Genomic DNA, 20,668 nt, shown 5'->3' with positions numbered 1-20,668 from the left:
ACTTTCTGGCGCGGGACCGGGGCGGCGGGCGCAGAGTGCCACCAAAGTCTGAGGGAAAGGTGAAGCGCCTAGCGCTGGGCGGCGCAGTTCCCCGCGAAGGCCGCCTCGAAATTGCGCTCGAGCGCGAGGTCGAGGTCTTCCATCGTCACCGGCAGGCCGAGATCGACGAGCGAGGTCACGCCGTGATCGCGGATCCCGCAGGGCACGATTCCCGAGAAATGGCCCAGATCCGGCTCGACGTTGATCGAGATGCCGTGAAAGCTCACCCAGCGGCGCAGCTTCACCCCGATCGCGGCGATCTTGTCCTCGGCCACCGCGCCATCGGGCCCCCGCGGCCGATCCGGGCGCTCGACCCAGACGCCGACGCGCCCGTCACGGATCTCGCCCTTCACGTTGAACTCGGCGAGCGTCGCGATCACCCAATCCTCGAGATGGCGCACGAAGCAGCGCACGTCGCGCCCGCGCCGGTTCAGATCGAGCATGACGTAGACGATGCGCTGGCCCGGGCCGTGATAGGTGTATTGCCCGCCGCGGCCCGCCTCGAAGACCGGAAACCGGTCGGGATCGACCAGATCCTCGCGCTTGGCCGAAGTGCCCGCGGTGTAAAGCGGCGGGTGCTCGAGCAGCCAGATCGCCTCCTCCGCCTCGCCCTTCGCGATCGCCGCGACGCGCGTCTCCATGAAGGCCAGCGCCTCCTCATAGGGCACGAGCCCCTCGGCCCGGATCCATTCGACCATCTCGCCCTCCTGTCTTTTGGGCGAATTAGGAGAAATACCCGCTTGCCTCAAGCGTGATTCGCCTCAAAACTCACGCAGGATTGATCGCCGCCGGATCCTGGGGGAGAGGCGGCACGAGTGTTTGGAGGAAGGTATGAGGGTGAAGTATCTTGTGGCGGGCCTGGTCTCGCTGGGGCTGATGGCCGAGGGCGCGGCGCCCGCGCTCGCGGGGGGCTCGGATGTCGTCGGCGGCATCATCGGCGGCATCATCGGCGGCGCGATCGTGAACGAGGCGAACCGCTCGCATCGCACCACCACCGTGCGGCGCACCGCGCCGAAGGCTCCGGCGGTGTCCAGCTACCAGCGCGAGCAGAACCGCGAGGTGCAGACCTCGCTCAACTACTTCGGCTATCCGGTGGGCTCGCCCGACGGGGTGCTCGGCGCGAAGTCGCGCGCCGCGATCGGCCAGTATCAGGCGCTGCTCGGCTATCCCGCGACCGGCCAGCTGACCGAGATGGAGCGTCAGATCCTCGTCACCGCCTACAATCGCGCGATGATCGGCGGGCCGCAGGTGCAGCAGGCGGCCGCCGGCCCGCAGGGCATTCGCGGCATGCTGCTCAAACAGCGCGACGAAATGATGGGCGGCGGCGCGATGGGCGGCGGCACCTATGCCTCGAACAGCTATGGCGGCCTGCCGCCCGAGGTCGCCTCGGCGGTGGACGAGATCTCGCGCAACTCCGGCGTCGAGGGGATGCAGCTGATCCAGCGCGCGGGCTTCATCCAGCTCGCCGACATGAACAACGACGGGCGCACCGATTACCTGATCGACACCGCGAAGACCGGCTCGGGCTTCTGGTGCAACGGCTCGGCCTGCACCGTCGAGGTCTTCGCCTCGACCCCCTCGGGCTATCAGCGCAACGACTTCCAGCTGGCCGGGGCGACGCCGGCCTCCTTCAGCTGCCTGCAGGGCGCCTGCTCGATCGTGAGCGGCGGCGCGCCGACCGCGGTCGCGGCGCAGCCGGCGATGCCGGCGCCGACCCCCGCGCTGCCCGGCGCGACGATGGTCGGCTCTCCCGCGCCGGCGATGCCGAGCTTCACCACGCCGGTGGCGCAACAGCCCGCGGCCCCGGCCCCGGCGATGCCCTCCTTCGGCTCGGCGATGGCTGCGCCCAAGGTCACGCTGGTGAGCTATTGCTCCGGGGTGAAGGCGAAGGCCGGCGCCAATGGTATGCCGCAGACGGTGGCGATGATGAACGACCCGGCGCAGGCGCTGGGCGAGCAGTTCTGCCAGGTCTCGGCCGCGGCGAAGGAGGAGGGCGAGACCCTCGCCAAGGGGATCCAGGGCTTCACCCCGCCGCAGATCGCGGATCAGTGCCGTGGCTTCGGCGCCGCGCTGAAGGATCAGGTCGCGCTGATCGGCACCACGCCGCGTGACGACATGATCGCCTCGATCCAGGGCTGGATCGCGCAATCGGGCATGCCCGAGGATCAGCTCGTCGGCACTGCGAAGGTCTGCCTCGGCATGGGCTACGGCACGGATGAGCCGGAGGTCGCGCTGGCCTCGGCGCTGGTGCTCTCGGGCACCGGCAACATGGTCTATGCCGAGCTGATCGGCCACCATCTCGTTTCCGGTGTCGGCATCGACAAGCATGCCGATCTGGCGCTCGACTGGTATGACCTCGCGGGCAATGCGCTCTCGATCGGTCAGACCCCGGTGTTCCTGCCCGATCAGCCCGATCGCGCGGCGCTGATCCACAAGGCGGCGATGGCGCTCAACGGCCGCGCCGAGGCGACGCCGATGCTGCCGGTGCCGGTGGCCGCCGCGCCGAGCACCAGCGCGGGTGCCGCGCCCGGCGGGCTCGTCGGTTTTGCCGGCGCCGCGGCGAACCTGATCGCCACCGGCGCGGCGAAGATCCCGACGCCGGTCGCGACCAGCGCGCCCTGACCGGGGCGCTCCGGGCAAGACGAAAGGGGGGCGCCGAAGGGCGCCCCCGACTTTTTTCACGAGAAAATCGTTTCTTGCGAAAATGGGGCTTTTCATTCCCCGCGGGCTCCGCTAAATGCCCCTTCACCAAGCCAGAGCGTGCGGTTGTGGCGGAATTGGTAGACGCGCAGCGTTGAGGTCGCTGTGGGGTAACTCCCGTGAAAGTTCGAGTCTTTTCAACCGCACCACTGGCCTGATGGCCGCAAGCCCGGACCTCGGTCCGGGCTTCGTCATTTTCCGGGCCGGCTTTGGAACTCCGCGCAATTCTTTGAAAATGCAGCGGATCTTCCGGCCCCGATTAACCCTGTATCAGCAATTCACGCCGAGACTTGCCCACGGGTGACTCTGTACTTGGGCAGGTCCAAGGGGGCATTGGTCTTGGCGACCTATGTGTTCAACGGCTATTACGGTGGGGATTTCCTCATCGAGGGGGGCGGCAACGTCCTCAATGTCGGATCGCGCTTCATGCTCGACCCGACATGGGACGTGTCCACCGATGTCCGCAGCTTCACCTTCACCGATGACGACGGCAACATCGCTGGCGACAACTTCGCCGACGAGCACGGCAACGACTCGAACCAGTACCTCACCGTCCACGATGCGAGCGGCAACGTCATCGCTTCGGGCCAGGCCTATCTGGAAAGCGCGGCGGTCTTCACCGCGCCCGACGGTTCGACGATCACGATGTATATCGTCGAGATCAACGGCGCCGTCGTCGGCGAGATCACCTCGGCGCCGCTGCAGCCCGGTGTCACCTATCAGGTCAGCTCGATCCCCGACGTCACGACGGGGCCGACCTATACCTCGATTTCCTCGACGACCTACGACCCCGATCTCGCAAACAACATCGAGGGCGGCACGCTGAACGACTCGCTCTATGGCGGGGCGGGCGACGACACGATCGCGGGCGGGGCGGGCGCCGACACGATCGACGGCGGCACCGGCAACGACACGATCTATTTCGGCACCGGCGGCGACCTCGTGCATGGCGGTGACGGCAATGACGTGATCGACGATTACGCGGGCTCCACCGGCTATGTCTACAACGACACGATCTATGGCGACGCCGGCAACGACACGATCTGGGCGGGCGCCGGCAACGACTGGGTCGACGGCGGCGCCGACAACGATCTCGTCTATGGCGAGGATGGCGACGACACGATCTACGGCGGCACCGGCAACGACACGCTCTATGGCGAGGCCGGAAACGATCAGCTGCACGGCGGGGACGGCGCCGACTATCTTTCCGGCGGTCTCGGCAACGACACGCTTTATGGCGACGCGGGGCGGGACACGCTCACCGGCGGCGCCGGCAATGACGTGCTCTATGGCGGCGCCGACGAGGACGTCTTCACCTTCTATGACGGGTTCGGCAGCGACACGGTCTGGGGCGACAGTCTCGCCGGCACCACCTCCGACACCGACACGCTCGATTTCTCGGCGCTGAGCTCCGCGGTCAACGTCACTTTCACCGGTTCGGAGGATGGCGGCGCGACGAACGGTGCCAATACCGTCAGCTTCGACAATATCGAGGCGGTGGTGGGCACCGGCTATGCCGACCGGATCGACGCGACGCTCGACGCCAGCGGGCTGAGCCTGAGCGGCGGGGGCGGGGACGACACCATCCTCGGTGGCGCCGGCGCCGATACGATCAGCGGCGGCAGCGGCAATGACACGATCAGCGGCGGCGCGGGGGCCGATGTGATCGACGGCGGTGCCGGCAACGACACGATCGACGGCGGCACCGGGGCCGACACGATCACCGGCGGCACCGGCAACGACAGCATCCTCGGCGGCGCCGACGCCGACGTGATCCGCATCGCCGAGGGCGACGGCACCGACACCATCTTCGGCGGCGAGACCGGCACCGATTCCGACACGCTGGAATTCACCGGCTCGGGTGTGCAGGTCACGATGACCGGGCCGGAAAGCGGCAGCTGGACGATGACCGGAAGCACCGGCAGCTTCAGCGAGATCGAGGCGGTCAGCGGCACCGCCGGCGCCGACACGCTCGACGCCTCGGCGGTGAGCGGAGGCGGGGTGAACTTCTCGGGCGGGGCCGGGGACGATTCCCTCCTCGGCGGCAGCGGCGCCGACACGCTTTCGGGGGGCGACGGCGCCGACACGCTGCGCGGCGGCGCGGGCAACGACACGATCAGCGGCGACGCCGGGGCGGACCTGCTGCAGGGCGGCAGCGGCAACGACGTGCTGAGCGGCGGCAGCGGCGCCGACGTCTTCGATTTCGACGACGGCTCCGGCGCCGATACCGTCACCGATTTCGACATGACGGTGATCGGCGGGCTGACCACCGATCAGCTCGACGTCAGCGACCTGCACGACGGCACCGGCAACCCGGTCAACGCCTGGGACGTCACCGTCACCGACGACGGTTCGGGCAATGCGGTGCTGACCTTCCCGGGCGGGGAGAGCGTGACGCTGCTCGGCGTTTCCGCCACCAGCGTGAACTCCGCCCCCGTGCTCCATTCGATGGGCATCCCCTGCATCGTCGCGGGCACCCCGATCGCCACGCCGCAGGGCCCGGTGGCGATCGAGCGGCTTTGCCCCGGCGATCTCGTCCTCACCCGCGACGGCGCGCCCTTGCCGGTGCTCTGGGCGGGGCAGCGGCGGGTGAGCGCGGCGCAGATGCGCGCCGAGCCGCGGCTCCTGCCGGTCGAGATCGCGGCCGGGGCCTTCGGCAATGCCGCACCGGTGCGGTTTTCGCGCCAGCACGGGCTTTACATGCCCGAGGGGGCGGGCGGGGCGCTCGCCCGCGCCGGGCATCTGGCGCAAAGCGGCTGGGGCGGCGCGCGGCTCCTGCGCGGCCTCGCCCGGCCGGGCGGCGACGCGGTCACTTACTGCCACCTCCTGCTCGAACGTCACGCGCTGATCGCGGCCGGGGGGATCTGGGTGGAGAGCTTCTGGCCCGGTCCCTTCGGCTTCGCCGCGCTCTCGGTGACGTCGCGGCAGGCATTGATTCGCAGCCTTCCGGCGCTAGTGCCGGGGGTGTTCGGGCTGGCGCCGGTCGAAAATGCCTATTCCTTGCGCATCCGCCCGTTCTTGCCGCGCTGCAAAATCCATCGTTCTGCATGTGCACAATGGTCGCGCCTTGCACGCACAATGACGTTTTTTGACGGTTTTGTAACGTGAGCCTCCTCGCTGCGCGGGCACTTTCGCGCTTCGGGAATTGACGGTTGAAATCCTGAAAATCCCCTGTTTTAGTTCGGGCCACGGGAGCTAACGAACCAGAATAACCACGGGGAGCCCGAGTTTGACTGCCACCGATACCGGCGACGGATTCGTCGTTTTTGAACATGTCCAGAAAAGCTATGACGGCGAGACCTTGGTTGTTAAGGATCTCAACCTGTCGATCGGCAAGGGCGAGTTTCTCACCATGCTCGGCCCCTCGGGCTCGGGCAAGACCACCTGCCTGATGATGCTTGCCGGCTTCGAAACCGCCACGCACGGCAAGATCCTGCTGGGCGGCACCAACATCAACGAAATGCCGCCCCACAAGCGCGGCATCGGCATGGTGTTCCAGAATTACGCGCTGTTCCCGCATATGTCGGTCGCCGAGAACCTCGCCTTCCCGCTCGAGGTCCGCAAGTTGGGCAAGGCGGAGCGCGAGGAAAAGGTGATGCGCACGCTCGACAGGGTGCAGATGGGCAAGTTCGCCCATCGCCGGCCGGCGCAGATGTCGGGCGGCCAGCAGCAGCGCATCGCGCTCGCCCGTGCGCTGGTCTTCGACCCCGAACTCGTGCTGATGGACGAACCGCTCGGCGCGCTCGACAAGCAGCTGCGTGAGCATATGCAGTTCGAGATCAAGGAGCTGCACAACCGCCTCGGCATCACCGTCGTCTACGTCACCCACGACCAGGGCGAGGCGCTGACGATGTCGGACCGCGTCGCGGTGTTCAACGACGGCCGGATCCAGCAGCTCGCGCCGCCTGACGAACTTTACGAGCGGCCGAAGAACAGCTTCGTCGCCCAGTTCATCGGCGAGAACAACAAGCTGCCCGGCACCGTCGAGAGCTACGACAACGAGAAATGTACCGTGCGGCTGCAGACCGGCGAGCTGATCGACGCGACCCCGGTCAACATCCGCCACGTCGGGCAGGAGACGCTCGTCTCGATCCGCCCCGAACGTGTCGAGTTCAAATCCGAGATGATGCCCGAGGGCGCCCATATGATCGAGGCCGAGGTGCTCGAGGTGATCTACATGGGCGACATCTTCCGCACGCGGATGCGGGTTGCCGGCACCGAGGATTTCGTGATGAAATCGCGCAATACCATCGGCCAGACCAAGCTTGTCCCCGGCGAAAAGCTGAAGATCGGCTGGCACCCGGCCGATGCGCGCGCTCTCGATCCGATGTGACGCGCCCCAAGCTTCCGTCCGGCGGGCTCCGCCGGACGCGCCACGAGGTGGCACCCCCGCCGCGCAGCGGCCAAACGAAGCCGCCAAGCGGCCAATCAGACGCAAGTCGAAGAACCAACACGGGAGTGTATCCATGAAGAAACTGCTGATCGCCACGACGGCGCTCGTCGCCACCGGCCTTGCCGCGCAGGCGCAGGAGCTCAACATCGTCTCCTGGGGCGGCGCCTATACCGTTTCCCAGGTCGAGGCCTATCACAAGCCCTTCACCGAGATGACCGGCATCAAGATCAACTCGATCGACGCCGACAATCCGGCGGCCCCGGTGAAGGCGCAGGCCGAGGCCGGCAACGTCTCGATCGACCTCTCCGACGTCGAGCTCTCCGACGCGATCCGCATGTGCGACGAGGGCCTGCTCGAGCCGATCGACCCGGCGATCCTGCCGCCCGCGCCCGATGGCACCCCGGCGACCGAGGACTTCGTCCCGGGCGCGATCCAGGATTGCGCCGTCGCGAACATCGTCTGGGGCACCGTGATCGCCTATGACAAGACGAAGTTCACCGGCGACGAGCCCTCGACCCTCGCCGACTTCTTCGACACCACGAAATACCCGGGCAAGCGCGGCCTGCTGAAGACCGCCAAGCGCACGATGGAAATGGCGCTCGTCGCCGATGGCGTCGCGCCCGACCAGGTCTATGAGGTGCTCGGCACCGACGAGGGCGTCGCGCGCGCCTTCGCCAAGCTCGACACCATCAAGAAGGACATCGTCTGGTGGGAAGCCGGCGCGCAGCCGCCGCAGCTCCTCGCCGATGGCGAAGTCTCGATGACCACCGGCTACAACGGCCGCTTCTTCGCCGCCGAAGTGGGTGAGGGCAAGCCCTTCGGCACGATCTGGGACGGCGAATACATGGACTACGACCTCTGGGTGATCCCGAAGGGCGCGCCGCATCTGGAAGACGCGATGAAGTTCCTCGCCTTCTCGACCGACACCCAGCGCCTCGCCGACCAGGCGAAATACATCGCCTACGGCCCGGCCCGGAAATCGTCGAACGCGCTGATCGGCATGTACAAGGACGGCAAGACCGAAATGGCCCCCTACATGCCGACCAACCCGGAGAACATGAAGAACCCGATCTGGACCGACCCGACCTTCTGGGCGGACCACGACGCGGAACTCGCCGAGAAGTTCAACGCCTGGCTGGCGAGCTGATCTCCTGATCCGGAGGGCGGGGATACCCCCGTCCTCTTTCCGACCGCCGCGGCTCTCCGCGGCGGGCTCTCCCTGTATGCCCTAGGGGAACCGAATGACCGACGCGACCTCCCAGTTGATCACCACCGCCGACGGCAAGCCGCTCAAGGCCGCACTCGCCGCCTCCCTTGCCGTCCGCCGCCGCCGTGCCCTGATGCTCGTCGCGCCGCTCTTTCTGTTCATCCTGATCTCCTTCATCGTGCCGATCGGGCAGATGTTGTTCCAGTCGATCTACAACGACACCTTCTCGAAGAATGCGCCGAACCTCGTCGCCTGGTTCGACAGCCATCCGAAGGGCTCGGAGATCGACGAGAGCGCCTATGCCGCGCTCGCCGCCGATCTCGCGCAGATGAAGAAGGACCGCACCGCCGGCGAGGCGGGCACCCGGATCAACTATGACGTCTCCGGCACCCGCTCGCTGTTCACCGGCACCGCGCGCGGCGCCGACAAGTTCCAGCCGCCCTTCAAGGAGGCGATCCTCAAGGCCGAGAAGAAATGGGACGATCCCATCATCTGGCGCGCGATGCGCTCGGCCTCCTCGCCCTGGACGATCGACTTCTACCTCGCCGCGAATGACCTGACGCGCGACGCGCAGGGCCATATCACCGGTGTCGCCGAGGGGCAGGCGATCTACAAGAAGCTGATGTGGCGCACCGTCGCGCTCTCGCTCGAGATCACCGCGATCTGCCTGCTGCTCGGCTTCCCGATCGCGCATCTTCTGGCCACGCTGCCGATGCGCAAGGCGATGCTGCTGATGATCCTCGTGCTCTTGCCGTTCTGGACCTCGCTTCTGGTGCGCACCACCGCCTGGATGGTGCTGTTGCAAAGTCAGGGCGTGCTGAACGACCTGCTCGTCTGGCTGCATATCATCGGCGAGGATGGCCGGATCCAGATGATGTACAACAAGACCGGCACGATCGTGGCGATGACCCATATCCTGCTGCCCTTCACCATCCTGCCGCTCTATTCGGTGATGAAGACGATCCCGCCCTCCTATGTCCGCGCGGCGCGCTCGCTCGGCGCCACCTCCTGGACGGCGTTCCGCCGGGTCTACCTGCCGCAGACGCTGCCGGGGATCGGGGCAGGGGGGCTTCTCGTCTTCATCCTGGCGATGGGCTACTACATCACCCCCGCCCTCGTCGGCGGCGCCGATGGGCAGATGATTTCCAACATGATCGCGATGCACATGCAGAAGACGCTGAACTGGTCGCTTGCCGCCGCGCTCGCCGCGGAGCTGCTGGCGCTCGTTCTGATCTTCTTCTGGATCTACGACAAGCTCGTCGGCATCGACAAGATGAAGCTCGGCTGAGGAGAAGATACCGATGGCCCTTCCCGTCTACGCAAGCCCGCTCGAACGCGCCTGGCATTACACCTATCTCGTGATCTGCGCGCTGATCTTCATCTTCCTGATCGCGCCGATCATCATCGTGATCCCGCTGAGCTTCAACGCCGAGCCCTATTTCACCTTCACCGAGAAGATGCTGCATTTCGATCCCGCGGGCTATTCGATGCGCTGGTATGACAAGCTCATCACCTTCGGCATGCAGGGCCCCGACAACGAACGCGGCCCGGCCTTCTGGACGGATTTCTGGGAAAACGCGACCTGGATGCGGGCGGCGAAGAACTCGGTGATCATCGGCGTCTTCGCGACCCTGCTGTCGAGCGCGCTCGGCACCGTCGCGGCGCTCGGCCTGACCCGGCCGGAGATGCCCTTCCGCAAGCAGATCATGGCGGTGCTGATCTCGCCGATGATCGTGCCGATCATCATCTCGGCGACCGGCATGTTCTTCTTCTACTCCGGCAAGTGGCTGCCGGTCGTGAGCCTGACCGATGGGCTGCATTTCGAATGGGGGCGGCTTGCGGGCACCTATGCGGGCATCATCCTCGCCCATGCCGCACTCGGCATCCCCTTCGTGATCATCACCGTGACCGCGACGCTCTACGGCTTCGACCAGTCGCTGGTGCGCGCCGCCGCCTCGCTCGGCGCCAACCCGCGCACCGCCTTCTTCCGGGTGGTGATGCCGCTGATCATGCCGGGCGTGGTTTCGGGCGGGCTCTTCGCCTTCGTCACCTCCTTTGACGAGGTGGTCGCCGTGCTCTTCATCGCGAACCACGACCAGCAGACGATCCCGCGGCAGATGTGGAACGGCATCCGCGAGCAGATCTCGCCCGCGATCCTCGCGGTGGCGACGATCCTCGTGGTGATCTCGATCGCGCTCCTGACCACGGTCGAACTGCTGCGCCGCCGCTCGGAGCGGCTGCGGGGCCTCTCGCCGCGCTGAGCGCCTCGCGACATGGAAACCGGGGAAGGGGGGCGCTGCCCCCCTTTTTCGTCTGCGACGAAACCCCCCGAGGTATTTCGGGCAAGATGAAGGGGAGGGCTTTCATCTTGCCGAAAATACCTCGGGGGGGGGGCGAAGCCGGGGGGCAGCGCCCCCCTCCGCCGGTGCCTGCCGCCTTACGGCAGGATCGCGAGCCAGCCCCAGATCGTCAGGATCGAGAGGCCGGTGGCGACAAGCACGCTCGAGGCGGCGACGCGCTTTGCCGCGCCATACATATTGGCGAAGATATAGGCGTTGACGCCGGGCGCCATCGCCGCCGTCATCACCGCTGAGCGCAGCCCCGCCGCCGAGAGGCCGAAGACCCAGTGGCCGAGCGCATAGGCGACGCCCGGATGCACGATCAGCGAGAGCACGGTGACCATCGCGATCGCGCGGCTGTCGCCCTCGGGCTTGTAGCGGTGCAGCACGCCGCCCAGACCGAAGAGCGCGGCGGGCAGCGCCGCCCCCGCGACCATGTTCATCGCCGCCCAGACCGGCTCGGGCAGATCATGGCCGGTGACGTTCACCCCCGCCTTGATCGCGAAACCGCAGAGGATCCCGATCACCATCGGCGTGCGCAGCACCCCCTTGAGCGCATTGATCCCCACCGCGCCAAGCCCGGCGCCGCGGTTGCGCGCGGCCTCCATCGTCAGGATGCCGATGGTGAACAAGAGGGGCGAATGGATCGAGATGATCGCGAAATTGCCGGCAAGCGCCTCATGGCCATAGGCGCGCTCGGTGATCGGGATGCCGAGCAGCAGCGAATTCGAGAAGAGGCAGCAGAACCCGATCGCCGCCGCATCGACCGGCGAACGGTCGAGCCAGAGCCGCGAAAGCGCGATGCCGATCGCGAAGGCGAGGATCGCGCCGGTGTAGAACGACACCATCAGCCCGAGGTCATAGGAGGCGCCGAGGTCGAGCTTTGCAATCGAGCGCGCAAGCAGCACCGGCACCGCGAAGGTCTGGGCGAAGCGCATCAGCCCTTCGACCGCGCCATCGGTGAAAAGGCCGCGCCAGGTCGCAAGATAGCCGAAACCCATCACCAGAAAGACGGGCAGGATGACGTCGATCAGCGCGCTCATGGCGCGGGCAGCTCGATCACCATCCCGTCGAAAGCGGCGTGGATATGGTCGGGCGTCTCGGCCTCGACCACGTCATGGTCGAGGTCGATGTGCAGGTTCGTCAGCACCGCCGATTTCGCGCCCACCTTCGCCACCCAGTCGAGCGCGGTGGCGAGGTTGAAATGTGTCGGATGCGGCGTGCGGCGCAGCGCGTCGATCACCCAGCAGTCGAGCCCCTCGAGGCAGGCGGTGGCGGCCTCGGGGATCGTCGAGACGTCGGGCAGATAGGCGAGCCCGCCGATCCGGAAGCCGAGCGCGTCGATATTGCCATGCTCGACCTTGAACGGGCGGAAGGGGATCGCGCCGCCCGCGCCCGAAATCTCGAACGGCCCATGGATCGAGCGCAGATCGCAGATCGGGGGGTAGTTGCTGTCCGGCGGCTGCACGAAGGCATAGCCGAAGCGGCTCAGCAGCGCCTCGGTGGTGTCGCCGTCGGCCCAGACCGGCAGCCGCGCGCGCATGTTGAAGGTGATCTGGCGCAGATCGTCGAGCCCGTGGACGTGATCGGCGTGGCTATGGGTGTAGACCACGGCATCGAGCGCGCCGACGCCCGCGCGCAAGAGCTGCTCGCGCATGTCGGGCGAAGTGTCGATCAGCACGCGCGTCGTGCCGCCCGCACCCACCCGCTCGACCAGCATCGAACAGCGGGTGCGGCGGTTCTTCGGATTGTTCGGGTCGCAATCGCCCCAGTGGCCCCCGATACGCGGCACGCCGCCCGAGGAGCCGCAGCCGAGAATGGTGAAGCGCAGCGTCATTTCGCGCCTCCTGCTTTCCAGAACAGCCGGTCGAAATTCGCCGTGGTCGCGGCGGCGAAATCCGCGAGCGAAAGGCCGAAGACCTCGGCCCCGACCTTTGCCGTGAGCGCGGTATAGGCCGGCTCGTTGCGGCGCCCGCGATGGGGCGGCGGGGCGAGATAGGGGCTGTCGGTCTCGACGAGAATCCGGTCGAGCGGCGCGCGCGAGAAGATCTCGCGGATCTCCCCCGATTTCGGGAAGGTCGCGACGCCCGACATCGAGAGGTAGAAGCCGAGATCGATCGCGGTGCGCGCGAGCGCCTCGCCCGAGGAGAAGCAATGCATCACGCAGGAGTAGGGCCGCGCCTTCATCCCCTCGGTCAGGATCGCGGCCATGTCGTCATCGGCCTCGCGCGAGTGGATGATGAGCGGCAGGCCGGTCTCCTGCGCGGCCTCGATATGAAGGCGCAGCGAGACCTTCTGGATCTCGGCGCTTTCGGCCGTGTAGTGGTAGTCGAGCCCGGTCTCGCCCAGCCCCACGAATTTCGGATGCTTGGCCAGCGCGACCAGCTCCTCGACGGTGACGAGCGGTTCCTCATGGGCCGACATCGGATGCGTGCCGGCGGCGTAATAGACGCAATCGAAGCGCTCGGCGATCGCACGCACCGCGGGCTCGGACCGCAGCCGGGTGCAGATCGTGACCATCCGCGTCACCCCCGCCGCCTGCGCGCGCGCGACGACCTCGGGCAGTTCCTCGGCGAAATCGGGGAAATCGAGATGGCAATGGCTGTCGACGATCTGGGGGAGAAATTCGGTCACGGGACGTCCTCTGGCCGTCATGCGGCCGCGGTGATTGCCAGAAACATATCCATGACGAGCGCGGCGGGGTCAAGGTTGACCGCCTTGCCGTGGCGGGCGCGCGCGCCGAGTTCCTGATGCAATGCCGCCCATTTGAGCGCGGCGGCGCCGTCGGGGGCAAGCCGCGCGAGCGCCTCGGCCTCGCCGGGTGCGCCCTCGGGCTGCGGCGGGCCGGACAGCCCCGCACGCGCGAGCCGGGCGAGGAAAAGCTCGATCAGCCCGATCAGCAGGTCATAGCGCGGCTCGTTCGCCTTGCCGGTGATGCTCTCGGCGAGCGCCAGCGCCCGGACGCGGTCGAGCCGGGGCAGGGAGCCCATCAGCGCGGTGAGTTTTTCGTAGCTCGCCAGCCCGTCGAGGTTGATGAGCCGGATCGCCTCGCCCACCGATCCCGCGGCGAGGGCGGAGAGCGCGAGCGCCTCCTCGCCCACCTCGGCGCCGGCCTGGATCAGCGCGCGCGCCATCTCTTCGGGGGCGAGCGTCGCCAGCCGCAGCTCGCGGCAGCGCGAGCGGATCGTCGGCAAAAGCCGCGCCGGCTGATGTGCGATCAGCAGGAAGGTGACGCCCGCGGGGGGCTCCTCCAGCAGCTTCAGAAGCGCGTTGGCGCCCGCGGTGGCCAGCTCGTCGGCGGCATCGACGATGACGACGCGCCGCCCGCCCTCCGCCGCGCTGAGCTGCAGGAAGTTCTTCAGCTTGCGCACCTCGTCGACGCGGATGTCCTGCGAAAGCGCCGATTCCGTCGCGTTCAGCCCGCGTTTGAGGTGGAAAAGCCGCGGCTCCGATCCGGCATGGATGCGCCGGCTCACCGGATGCTCGGGGTCGCTCGCAAGGCTTGCCGGCGGCTCGGGCGCGCCGAAAAGCCCGCCGCCGCCGTCTTCCGGCTGGGTCAGCAGAAAGCGCGCGATGCGCCAGGCGAGCGTCGCCTTGCCGACGCCGCGCGGGCCGGTCAGCATCCAGCCGTGGTGCATCCGCCCGGAGTTGAACGCGTCGAGAAAGGCGTGTTCCGCGCGCTCCTGCCCGAAGATCTCGGCGGCCTCGCGCGGGTGGGGGGCACCCTCGACCTGCGTCGGATCGGGGAAGTCGAGCTCCTTGCTCATCGCGCCGCAAGCGCCGCCTGCGCGCGCGCGAGGATATCGCGCGCGACGTCCTCGGGGGCGCGGGCGCCGTCGATCACCACGAACCGCGCGGGGTATTCGCGGGCCAGGCCGAGGAACCCCTCGCGCATCCGCTCCTGCAGCTCGAGGCCCATGTCCTCGAACCGCTCCTCGTGGCCGCGCCGGCCCTTGGCGCGGTAAAGCCCGACCTCGGGCTCGATGTCGATCAGGAAGGTGAGGTCCGGCTCGCGCCCGATCATCAGCCGGTGCAACTCGTCGACGAGGGCGCGCAGCCCCTCGCGGCGCATGCCCTGATACATCCGCGTCGAATCCGCGAAACGGTCGCAGACGACGATCTTGCCCGCGGTGAGCGCCGGGTCGATCGTGCGCTCGAGGTGATCGCGCCGCGCCGCGGTGAAAAGCAGGATCTCGCTTTCGGGCGACCAGCGCTCGGGATCGCCCTGCAGTACGAGGGCACGGATCTCCTCCGCGCCGGGCGAACCGCCCGGCTCGCGCGTCGCCACCACCTCATGGCCGGCCGCGGAGAGCGCCTCCGCCAGCATCCGCGCCTGCGTGGACTTGCCCGATCCGTCGATGCCCTCGAAGCTGATGAACATCTTCCCTCAGCTGTTCGTCGCCATCTGCGCCGCGCGCGACGTGAGCCGCCCGAGCGCCGTTTTCACCCGCACGAGAAAGCCGCCCGCGGGCACGTCCGCCTCGGCGACGAGCGGCACTTTCGTCGGTTCGTCGACGCCCGGAATGGTGATCACGAGGTCGCCGAGCTTGTCGCCCGCCTTCACCGGGGCCGAGACCGGGCCGGTGAAGACCGCCTCCGCCTTGATGCCGTTCTGCGCCGAAGCGGGGATCAGCAGCTTCACGTCCTCCGCCGGCACGAGCCCGACCGAGCCTTCGGCGCCCAGCCAGACCGGCGCCTGCGCGAGCCGCGTGCCCTTCGGCGCGACCGTCTTCAGCACGAATTGCCGGAACGCCCAGTTCGCGATCGATTCCGCCTCCTGCGCGCGCTCGGTGTCGGAATTCATCCCCGAGATCACGAAGACCACGCGCCGGTCGCCCATCACCGCCGAACCGACGAGGCCGAAACCGGCCTCCTCGGTGTGCCCGGTCTTGAGCCCGTCGGCATGCCAGTCGGCCGCCGCGATCTTCAGAAGCGGGTTGCGGTTGTGCGAATTCGCCGGGGCGCGATCCTTGTAATTGTACTGGGTTTCGGAGAACAGCGGGTAATATTCGGGGAAGGTGGTGATCAGATGCACCGCCAGAATGCCGAGGTCATGCATCGACATCCGCTGCTCGGGATGCGGCCAGCCCGAGGCATTGGCAAAGCTCGAGTCGTTCATGCCGAGCTGACGCGCGCGCTCCGTCATCAGCTTGGCGAAGGCCTCCTCGGAGCCCGCCAGCCCCTCGGCCACCGCGACGCAGGCGTCATTGCCCGAGTTGATCGCGATGCCCTGCATCAGCTCGCGCACCGAGGGCCGGTCCATCTCGTTGAGGAACATCGTCGAGCCGCCCATCGACTTCGCCTTGGTCGAGACCGGGAAGGTGGTGTCGAGGGTGACACGGTTGTCGCGCAGCGCTTCGAACAGCAGATCGAGCGTCATCAGCTTCGACATCGAGGCCGGCGGCAGCGGCACGTCGGCGTTCTTCTCGAGCAGCACCGTCTTCGTCGTCATGTCGTAGACCCAGGCCGAGGAGGCGCGGGTCTCGAAGGCGCGCGCGGGGGCCGCGGCGATCAGCGCAAGACAGAGAAGGGCGAGAAGACGGTTCGCAAACATCGGCTGCAGTGGTCCTTATTTCGAGACGGCATAGGCGTCGGAATAGCCCAGGCCCTTGATTTTCTTCAGAAGTACGTCGCGATCCGCGGTGCCGGAGGCCGGCCCTGCAAGCACCCGCCAGAAGGTCTTGCCCTGGCTCTGCTCGGTGCGGATCGTGGCGGCGACGCCGGCCTTCGCCATCTGGTCGGAGGCGCGCTTGGCATTGGCCTCGACCGAGAAGATGCCAAGCTGGACATACATCTTGCCCGCGGGCGCCTTGGTCGCGGCGGGTTTGGCGGCGGCGGGCGCGGGCGCCGGTTTCGCCGTGGCGGGCTTCGCCTCGGCGGCGGCGATCGCGGCCTTGGCATTGGCGGCGATCTCGCCGCTGGTGGCCTTGCCCTGGCCGGGCTTGCCGCCCTCGGCGCTGACCGGGCCGGTCGTCTTCGCGCCCTTCGCGGGTTTCGCGCCGTCGATCGGCTGCGCGGCGATCGCCTCGGGCGCCGCGATCACCGGGTCGGTGACGAGCGGCGCGGCGGTTTCCGCCGGTGCCTCCTCGCGGCGCAGCGCCACCACCGAAAGCTTCACCGGCGCGCCGGCGAGCATGCCAAGCGCCGTCGCGGCATCGGAGGAGACCTGCAGCTTCGGCCCGGGGTTGTCGCGTTCGCGCCGGAACAGCGCGCCGATCACGAATTTGCCGTTCGCGGGGTTGCGGATGATGACCCGCTCCGGGTCTTTCACCGTCGGATGGGCGACCCAGACGCCGCCGAGCGAGGGCCGGCCATCCCAGAGCCCTTCCTCGTCGACGGAAAAGACCGAGGGCGCCTCGACGTCGCGCTCGACGAGCCGGGCGGAGGTCGCCTCGGGCGCGGGGGCTGCGGTGGCGCCATCGGCGGCGGCGGCATCGGCCGCCACGGCATCGCCTTTCGGTGCGCCCTTGAGGAAGCCGAGGGGCTGCGTGCCCTCCTGGCATGCCGCGAGCGCGACCGCCGCACCGATCATCAGCAGGTGTCTCGTCACCTTCTGCTTGCCCATCTTGCCCCTCTTCCGCGCGGGGTGGATCCCCGCGTCACCCGCTTCCCGATTGCATCGGCCCTGCCCGGGCGCCTGGCGCCGCAGCCGACATTCGCGCGAACTCTAGCGGTTTCGGCGTTGCAAGGAAAGCATGGCGGCGCCGGCTGGGCGGAAATCGGAGCCTGCCGGCTTTCAGAATCGCGTGAACCTGTCTAACCGGGGCAGGGCAGTGGGGCCGGGTGGTTTGAGGCTCCGGTCTTGAAAGCAGATGCGGATGAGTGGCCGAGTGGTTTAAGGCACTGGTCTTGAAAACCAGCGAACCGAAAGGTTCCGTGGGTTCGAATCCCACCTCATCCGCCAATAGTTGCAATGAGTTGGGGCCGTTCACCTTCCCCCGGCGTCGTCGCCGAGGTCGCGGGGCTCATTGGGCCGCCATGAAAACTCGGCGGGTTGACCGGTTCGGAGAGCGACGACGAGGGGCCGAAGCGTCGGGGCACGTGACGGCTCTGGTTCGCGCCCGTTCATGACGCCCGTTCCGGGATGTTGGAAATTCGGTCGTGAATTCCGCTCTTGCGGCCCCTCGGGGCATCAGGCGTCTCGGATGCCCTTTTCGCCGACGCTCCGCTGAGGGTGGATCGCAGCTTGCGTCCGGGGCCGGGTTTCGGGGATCGCCCCGCCGTTGACACGCTTGGCGCTAGGGCTAGGCAGACGCGGCGTCGAGTTGTGAACGGTCAAAAACAAGAGACTTTCTGGGAACAGGTGAGAATAGGCGGGAAGTGCCGAAAAAATATGGAAATACAGAGAGCTAGATCAAAAATAACGCGTCGAAACATGGAAAACATGAGACTTTAAAAGTCAAAAAAACCTAAAAATTAGTGATCTTCTAACGATAGGACACGAAACACAAAAAATAATGAAAAGTAACATAAAAACAATGAATTAGACGAATAACGCCCAAAGAAAAAGCATGTGGAACTCGGAACACAACATCAAAACCATGGGAGCATGTTCAAAGTTATTATTATTCAATAACTTAGCGTTAGATCACCTAGTTTATCGGAAAAAGCGAAAATTAGTCATGCCATGCATGTACTGCATATCTCATGATGAATGATCACCATCACAATGCACAGCATACCAGCGATAGCGATCAGATCACCATGCCACCGCCGCGCCGGTCACGTCAGCTTGCACCGCCCGCATCCATGTAGCCATCTCCGCGATCTCTGCCGGGCATCCGATCCAGTTGCGCCCCCCTCAGATGCGCGCCGCGAGCCAGGCGCGGATCACGGCCTTGTCGGCATCGCTCGGGATGGTCGCGGTTTCGATCAGCCCGTAGAACCGCCCGCCAAAATACGAAAGCGGCGTCCCCACGTTGTTCATCGCGCCGAGAAAGGCCGCCTGCCCCGGCGTGGTCAGGCCCGATTGCGCCAGCGACTTGGAGGCGGGCTCGTTGGTCCACATGGTGACCGTCGTGCCGTCGTGGGACAGATAGACGATACGGTCGAGACCGGTGAGCGCCGCGCCGACGGTATTGCCGTAGTTCGAGGCCGTGCCGACGCCCACCCCGAAAGCGTTGCCCACCCCCACGCCCACCACGGAGCGCACATTGGTGGAACTGCGCCCGCCGTAGAACACCGCCGCATCGCCGGAGGTATAGCGCACCGCCAGATGGAGCGAGCGCACCGCCCCGTGCACGACGCCCCCCGAAAGGTAGTCGTCGACCCCGTCGAAGGTGATCCAGTGCCGGGTGCCGTCGGTGTGGTAGATCGGCCGGGAGGCCGCGGCAGACTGAACGAGGTGATGCCCGTTGCCGCTCTTGTCGCGCATGGATCCGACGGCCTGCCCGTCCGCCGTGACCGGAATGGTCATGGCGGCATCCTGGAACAGCGTCGCGAGATCCGACGGGTCGTAGAAAGCGGCCGGCGACAGGGAGGCGACCGTCCGCTGTCTCCGCGGCATGAAGCCACCGAAGATCTGCAGATCACGCATGGCTCACCGAGACACCGGCGCCAGCCGAAGAGTAGACCCAGAGATGAGCCGTCGTCGTGATCGCGCCAGGAAAAAGCTCGGAAAGATCACGATCAGCACCCCATCCCTCGCCGCGTGCCAGTTGCATCTCACCATGTGACCCAATGTCCTCGGACGTCGGAGCTGTTGCGTCTGGGGTGGCCATGACGAGCACATCATAAGGGCCACAATTCTGGATGCGCAGCGCGCTTACCAGTGATTGTGTCACCATGGTCCACGTCCTGCGCGGGATGTCGATCGTCGCTTGATAACCCATGATTATGCTCCTTGATGATCAGATGCCGCGGCGCCACGGCACCCATGCTGCGCCGTCGAAGACGAATTCTGCCAGCCCCGTCGAACTGTCCAGCGTGATCAGGTTTGTGGTGACGGTAGCGTCGTAAATGTCCCAGCTGTAAGTGCCCACGCCGGCGCCGCAGCGCAGCGACATGATGTCACCTGCCACTGCCCCGCTCGAAGAAAGCAAGCAGTTGCGATTGGCAGTCAAGGTGCCGTCGAGGAGCACATAGGAGCCGTCGAGATACGAGAGCGTAAAGCTCGCATCTCCTGGGAGCGACCTGATCCCACGCGCCGGACCGCGACGCGGCGTCCAGTCGATGACCCAGCGGTTGTACTGATAGAATACTCGCCCGCGCCCCTGCCCGGAAATGGTCAGGCCAACGCTTCCAACGACGCCAGACGGCGCACCGACAAGCTCGACCGGGTGATTGTTGTCAGCATCCTGGTAGCACTTGATCAGCACGCTGTCGGTGTCGGATAGCTGGTAAAACTCGAACCCAGCGCCACCATCGGACCACGTCGCAGTTGCACCACCGTCGAGATTGCAGGTGCATGCCCCAGAAAAGCGCACGGTCTCGCCACGATAGCGAAGATCCGCACCACGGATCGTAGGCTCATAGGTGGCGTCGGTAACCGTCAGCACCTCATAGGTTCGATGCCCCATCCGCTCGCCCCACGGTCCAGTCGCGGGCACCATCATCTCGTCGACCCGCCGATCACTGATCTGGCTGACGCCCAAAAACTGTGCCCGCACCGCATCCGACAGGCGCAGACCGAGCCGCAGGAGCGAGAGGTCATCGTAATGCACCAGCGTGCCGTCCGGGTTTCCGATCAGGTCGCAGATGAGGCCGGTGACGGGTGCGAACACGTAGGACTGCGGATTTTCGCGGGCGATAGCCTCCAGGTCGCGCCCCCGCCGCTCCTGCCCCGTATGATCTGGACCACCATAGAGGCCAGCCAGAACCGTGAAAAACTTCCAGTCATCACCAGCGTCGATCGTCCCGAGAGCGCCGATCTCCTCGTGCACGAAGTACACTTCCGCCACATAGATGGCCTTCGGCGTGCTGAAGTCCGCCACTCCTTGGATCTGGACAGAGATATGGAAGCGCGGAATGCCCATCGCGGCCATTGCATCG

At 66.6% G+C, this 20,668-nt stretch carries 17 protein-coding genes and 2 tRNA genes; 8 read left to right on the top strand and 11 right to left on the bottom strand.

Annotated features, from left to right (window positions below):
* Positions 1 to 68: 68 nt before the first annotated feature.
* The gene (gene lipB / locus AB7U46_RS08390) at positions 69 to 773 is read right to left on the bottom strand and encodes a lipoyl(octanoyl) transferase LipB (RefSeq protein WP_428336544.1); all 705 of its coding nucleotides are present in this window, start codon (positions 771 to 773) and stop codon (positions 69 to 71) included.
* Between the two features lie 97 nt (positions 774 to 870).
* Between lipB and AB7U46_RS08385 the strand changes: the two genes are divergently transcribed.
* From AB7U46_RS08385 to AB7U46_RS08355, 7 genes are all read left to right on the top strand, one after another.
* The gene (locus AB7U46_RS08385) at positions 871 to 2,661 is read left to right on the top strand and encodes a peptidoglycan-binding domain-containing protein (RefSeq protein WP_428336503.1); all 1,791 of its coding nucleotides are present in this window, start codon (positions 871 to 873) and stop codon (positions 2,659 to 2,661) included.
* A 140-nt stretch (positions 2,662 to 2,801) separates the two neighbouring features.
* A tRNA-Leu gene (locus AB7U46_RS08380) sits at positions 2,802 to 2,888 on the top strand.
* A gap of 190 nt (positions 2,889 to 3,078) precedes the next feature.
* Positions 3,079 to 5,847, top strand: coding sequence for a Hint domain-containing protein (locus AB7U46_RS08375; RefSeq protein WP_428336502.1), 2,769 nt, complete (start codon positions 3,079 to 3,081; stop codon positions 5,845 to 5,847).
* Positions 5,848 to 5,968: 121 nt separating this feature from the next.
* Positions 5,969 to 7,072, top strand: coding sequence for an ABC transporter ATP-binding protein (locus AB7U46_RS08370; RefSeq protein ID WP_428336501.1), 1,104 nt, complete (start codon positions 5,969 to 5,971; stop codon positions 7,070 to 7,072).
* 133 nt (positions 7,073 to 7,205) lie between these two features.
* A complete protein-coding gene (locus AB7U46_RS08365) occupies positions 7,206 to 8,279 on the top strand; it encodes an ABC transporter substrate-binding protein (RefSeq protein WP_428336500.1) in 1,074 nt (357 codons plus the stop codon).
* A gap of 94 nt (positions 8,280 to 8,373) precedes the next feature.
* Positions 8,374 to 9,627, top strand: a complete 1,254-nt coding sequence (locus tag AB7U46_RS08360; RefSeq protein ID WP_428336499.1) for an ABC transporter permease — start codon at positions 8,374 to 8,376, stop codon at positions 9,625 to 9,627.
* Positions 9,628 to 9,640: 13 nt separating this feature from the next.
* Positions 9,641 to 10,600: an ABC transporter permease gene (locus AB7U46_RS08355; RefSeq protein ID WP_428336498.1), complete on the top strand. Its 960-nt coding sequence runs from the start codon at positions 9,641 to 9,643 to the stop codon at positions 10,598 to 10,600.
* A 176-nt stretch (positions 10,601 to 10,776) separates the two neighbouring features.
* Here the strand turns inward: AB7U46_RS08355 and AB7U46_RS08350 are convergent, their stop codons facing one another.
* Genes AB7U46_RS08350 through AB7U46_RS08320 form a run of 7 tightly spaced genes read right to left on the bottom strand, consistent with a single transcriptional unit; the run spans position 10,777 to position 17,243 of the window.
* Positions 10,777 to 11,721 (bottom strand): AEC family transporter, encoded by a 945-nt coding sequence (locus tag AB7U46_RS08350; protein ID WP_428336497.1) that lies wholly within the window; start codon positions 11,719 to 11,721, stop codon positions 10,777 to 10,779.
* Positions 11,718 to 12,515 (bottom strand): MBL fold metallo-hydrolase, encoded by a 798-nt coding sequence (locus AB7U46_RS08345; protein ID WP_428336496.1) that lies wholly within the window; start codon positions 12,513 to 12,515, stop codon positions 11,718 to 11,720. Before AB7U46_RS08345 ends, AB7U46_RS08350 begins: the two co-directional genes overlap by 4 nt.
* Positions 12,512 to 13,312, bottom strand: coding sequence for a TatD family hydrolase (locus AB7U46_RS08340; protein ID WP_428336495.1), 801 nt, complete (start codon positions 13,310 to 13,312; stop codon positions 12,512 to 12,514). The genes AB7U46_RS08345 and AB7U46_RS08340 overlap by 4 nt, the downstream gene beginning before the upstream one ends.
* 17 nt (positions 13,313 to 13,329) lie before the next feature.
* Complete coding sequence (locus AB7U46_RS08335; protein ID WP_428336494.1) at positions 13,330 to 14,445, bottom strand: DNA polymerase III subunit delta'; 1,116 nt, start codon at positions 14,443 to 14,445, stop codon at positions 13,330 to 13,332.
* Positions 14,442 to 15,059 carry a dTMP kinase gene (gene tmk, locus AB7U46_RS08330; RefSeq protein WP_428336493.1) on the bottom strand — a complete coding sequence of 206 codons (618 nt, stop codon included), beginning with the start codon at positions 15,057 to 15,059 and terminating at the stop codon, positions 14,442 to 14,444. Before tmk ends, AB7U46_RS08335 begins: the two co-directional genes overlap by 4 nt.
* A 6-nt stretch (positions 15,060 to 15,065) precedes the next feature.
* Complete coding sequence (locus AB7U46_RS08325; protein WP_428336492.1) at positions 15,066 to 16,232, bottom strand: D-alanyl-D-alanine carboxypeptidase family protein; 1,167 nt, start codon at positions 16,230 to 16,232, stop codon at positions 15,066 to 15,068.
* Positions 16,233 to 16,247: 15 nt separating this feature from the next.
* Positions 16,248 to 17,243, bottom strand: a complete 996-nt coding sequence (locus tag AB7U46_RS08320; protein ID WP_428336491.1) for an SPOR domain-containing protein — start codon at positions 17,241 to 17,243, stop codon at positions 16,248 to 16,250.
* A 251-nt stretch (positions 17,244 to 17,494) separates the two neighbouring features.
* On the opposite strand from AB7U46_RS08320, the gene AB7U46_RS08315 reads away from it, so the two are divergent.
* Positions 17,495 to 17,582, top strand: a tRNA-Ser gene (locus AB7U46_RS08315).
* 897 nt (positions 17,583 to 18,479) lie between these two features.
* Here AB7U46_RS08315 and AB7U46_RS08310 read toward each other — a convergent pair.
* The 3 genes from AB7U46_RS08310 to AB7U46_RS08300 form a co-directional block, all read right to left on the bottom strand.
* Positions 18,480 to 19,094: a hypothetical protein gene (locus AB7U46_RS08310; RefSeq protein WP_428336490.1), complete on the bottom strand. Its 615-nt coding sequence runs from the start codon at positions 19,092 to 19,094 to the stop codon at positions 18,480 to 18,482.
* A gap of 112 nt (positions 19,095 to 19,206) precedes the next feature.
* Entirely contained in the window at positions 19,207 to 19,509 is a 303-nt protein-coding gene (locus tag AB7U46_RS08305; RefSeq protein WP_428336489.1) for a hypothetical protein, read from the bottom strand.
* Positions 19,510 to 19,527: 18 nt separating this feature from the next.
* Positions 19,528 to 20,668, bottom strand: a 1,141-nt coding sequence (locus AB7U46_RS08300) for a hypothetical protein (protein ID WP_428336488.1), incomplete at its 5' end; no start/stop codon positions are given.

Origin of the sequence: Paenirhodobacter sp. (assembly GCF_050177655.1) — a bacterium.
In the GTDB taxonomy this organism is placed as follows: Bacteria; Pseudomonadota; Alphaproteobacteria; order Rhodobacterales; family Rhodobacteraceae; genus Rhodobacter.
This window is presented reverse-complemented; position numbering and strand designations above follow the sequence as displayed.

Bases quoted from the DNA above. Each gene is read 5' to 3' on its own strand.
- AB7U46_RS08385 (WP_428336503.1), top strand. From the start codon at position 871: ATGAGGGTGAAGTATCTTGTGGCGGGCCTGGTCTCGCTGGGGCTGATG.
- AB7U46_RS08365 (WP_428336500.1), top strand. From the start codon at position 7,206: ATGAAGAAACTGCTGATCGCCACGACGGCGCTCGTCGCCACCGGCCTT.
- AB7U46_RS08360 (WP_428336499.1), top strand. From the start codon at position 8,374: ATGACCGACGCGACCTCCCAGTTGATCACCACCGCCGACGGCAAGCCG.
- AB7U46_RS08355 (WP_428336498.1), top strand. From the start codon at position 9,641: ATGGCCCTTCCCGTCTACGCAAGCCCGCTCGAACGCGCCTGGCATTAC.
- AB7U46_RS08350 (WP_428336497.1), bottom strand. From the start codon at position 11,721: ATGAGCGCGCTGATCGACGTCATCCTGCCCGTCTTTCTGGTGATGGGT.
- AB7U46_RS08345 (WP_428336496.1), bottom strand. From the start codon at position 12,515: ATGACGCTGCGCTTCACCATTCTCGGCTGCGGCTCCTCGGGCGGCGTG.
- AB7U46_RS08335 (WP_428336494.1), bottom strand. From the start codon at position 14,445: ATGAGCAAGGAGCTCGACTTCCCCGATCCGACGCAGGTCGAGGGTGCC.
- tmk (WP_428336493.1), bottom strand. From the start codon at position 15,059: ATGTTCATCAGCTTCGAGGGCATCGACGGATCGGGCAAGTCCACGCAG.
- AB7U46_RS08325 (WP_428336492.1), bottom strand. From the start codon at position 16,232: ATGTTTGCGAACCGTCTTCTCGCCCTTCTCTGTCTTGCGCTGATCGCC.
- AB7U46_RS08320 (WP_428336491.1), bottom strand. From the start codon at position 17,243: ATGGGCAAGCAGAAGGTGACGAGACACCTGCTGATGATCGGTGCGGCG.
- AB7U46_RS08310 (WP_428336490.1), bottom strand. From the start codon at position 19,094: ATGACCATTCCGGTCACGGCGGACGGGCAGGCCGTCGGATCCATGCGC.
- AB7U46_RS08305 (WP_428336489.1), bottom strand. From the start codon at position 19,509: ATGGGTTATCAAGCGACGATCGACATCCCGCGCAGGACGTGGACCATG.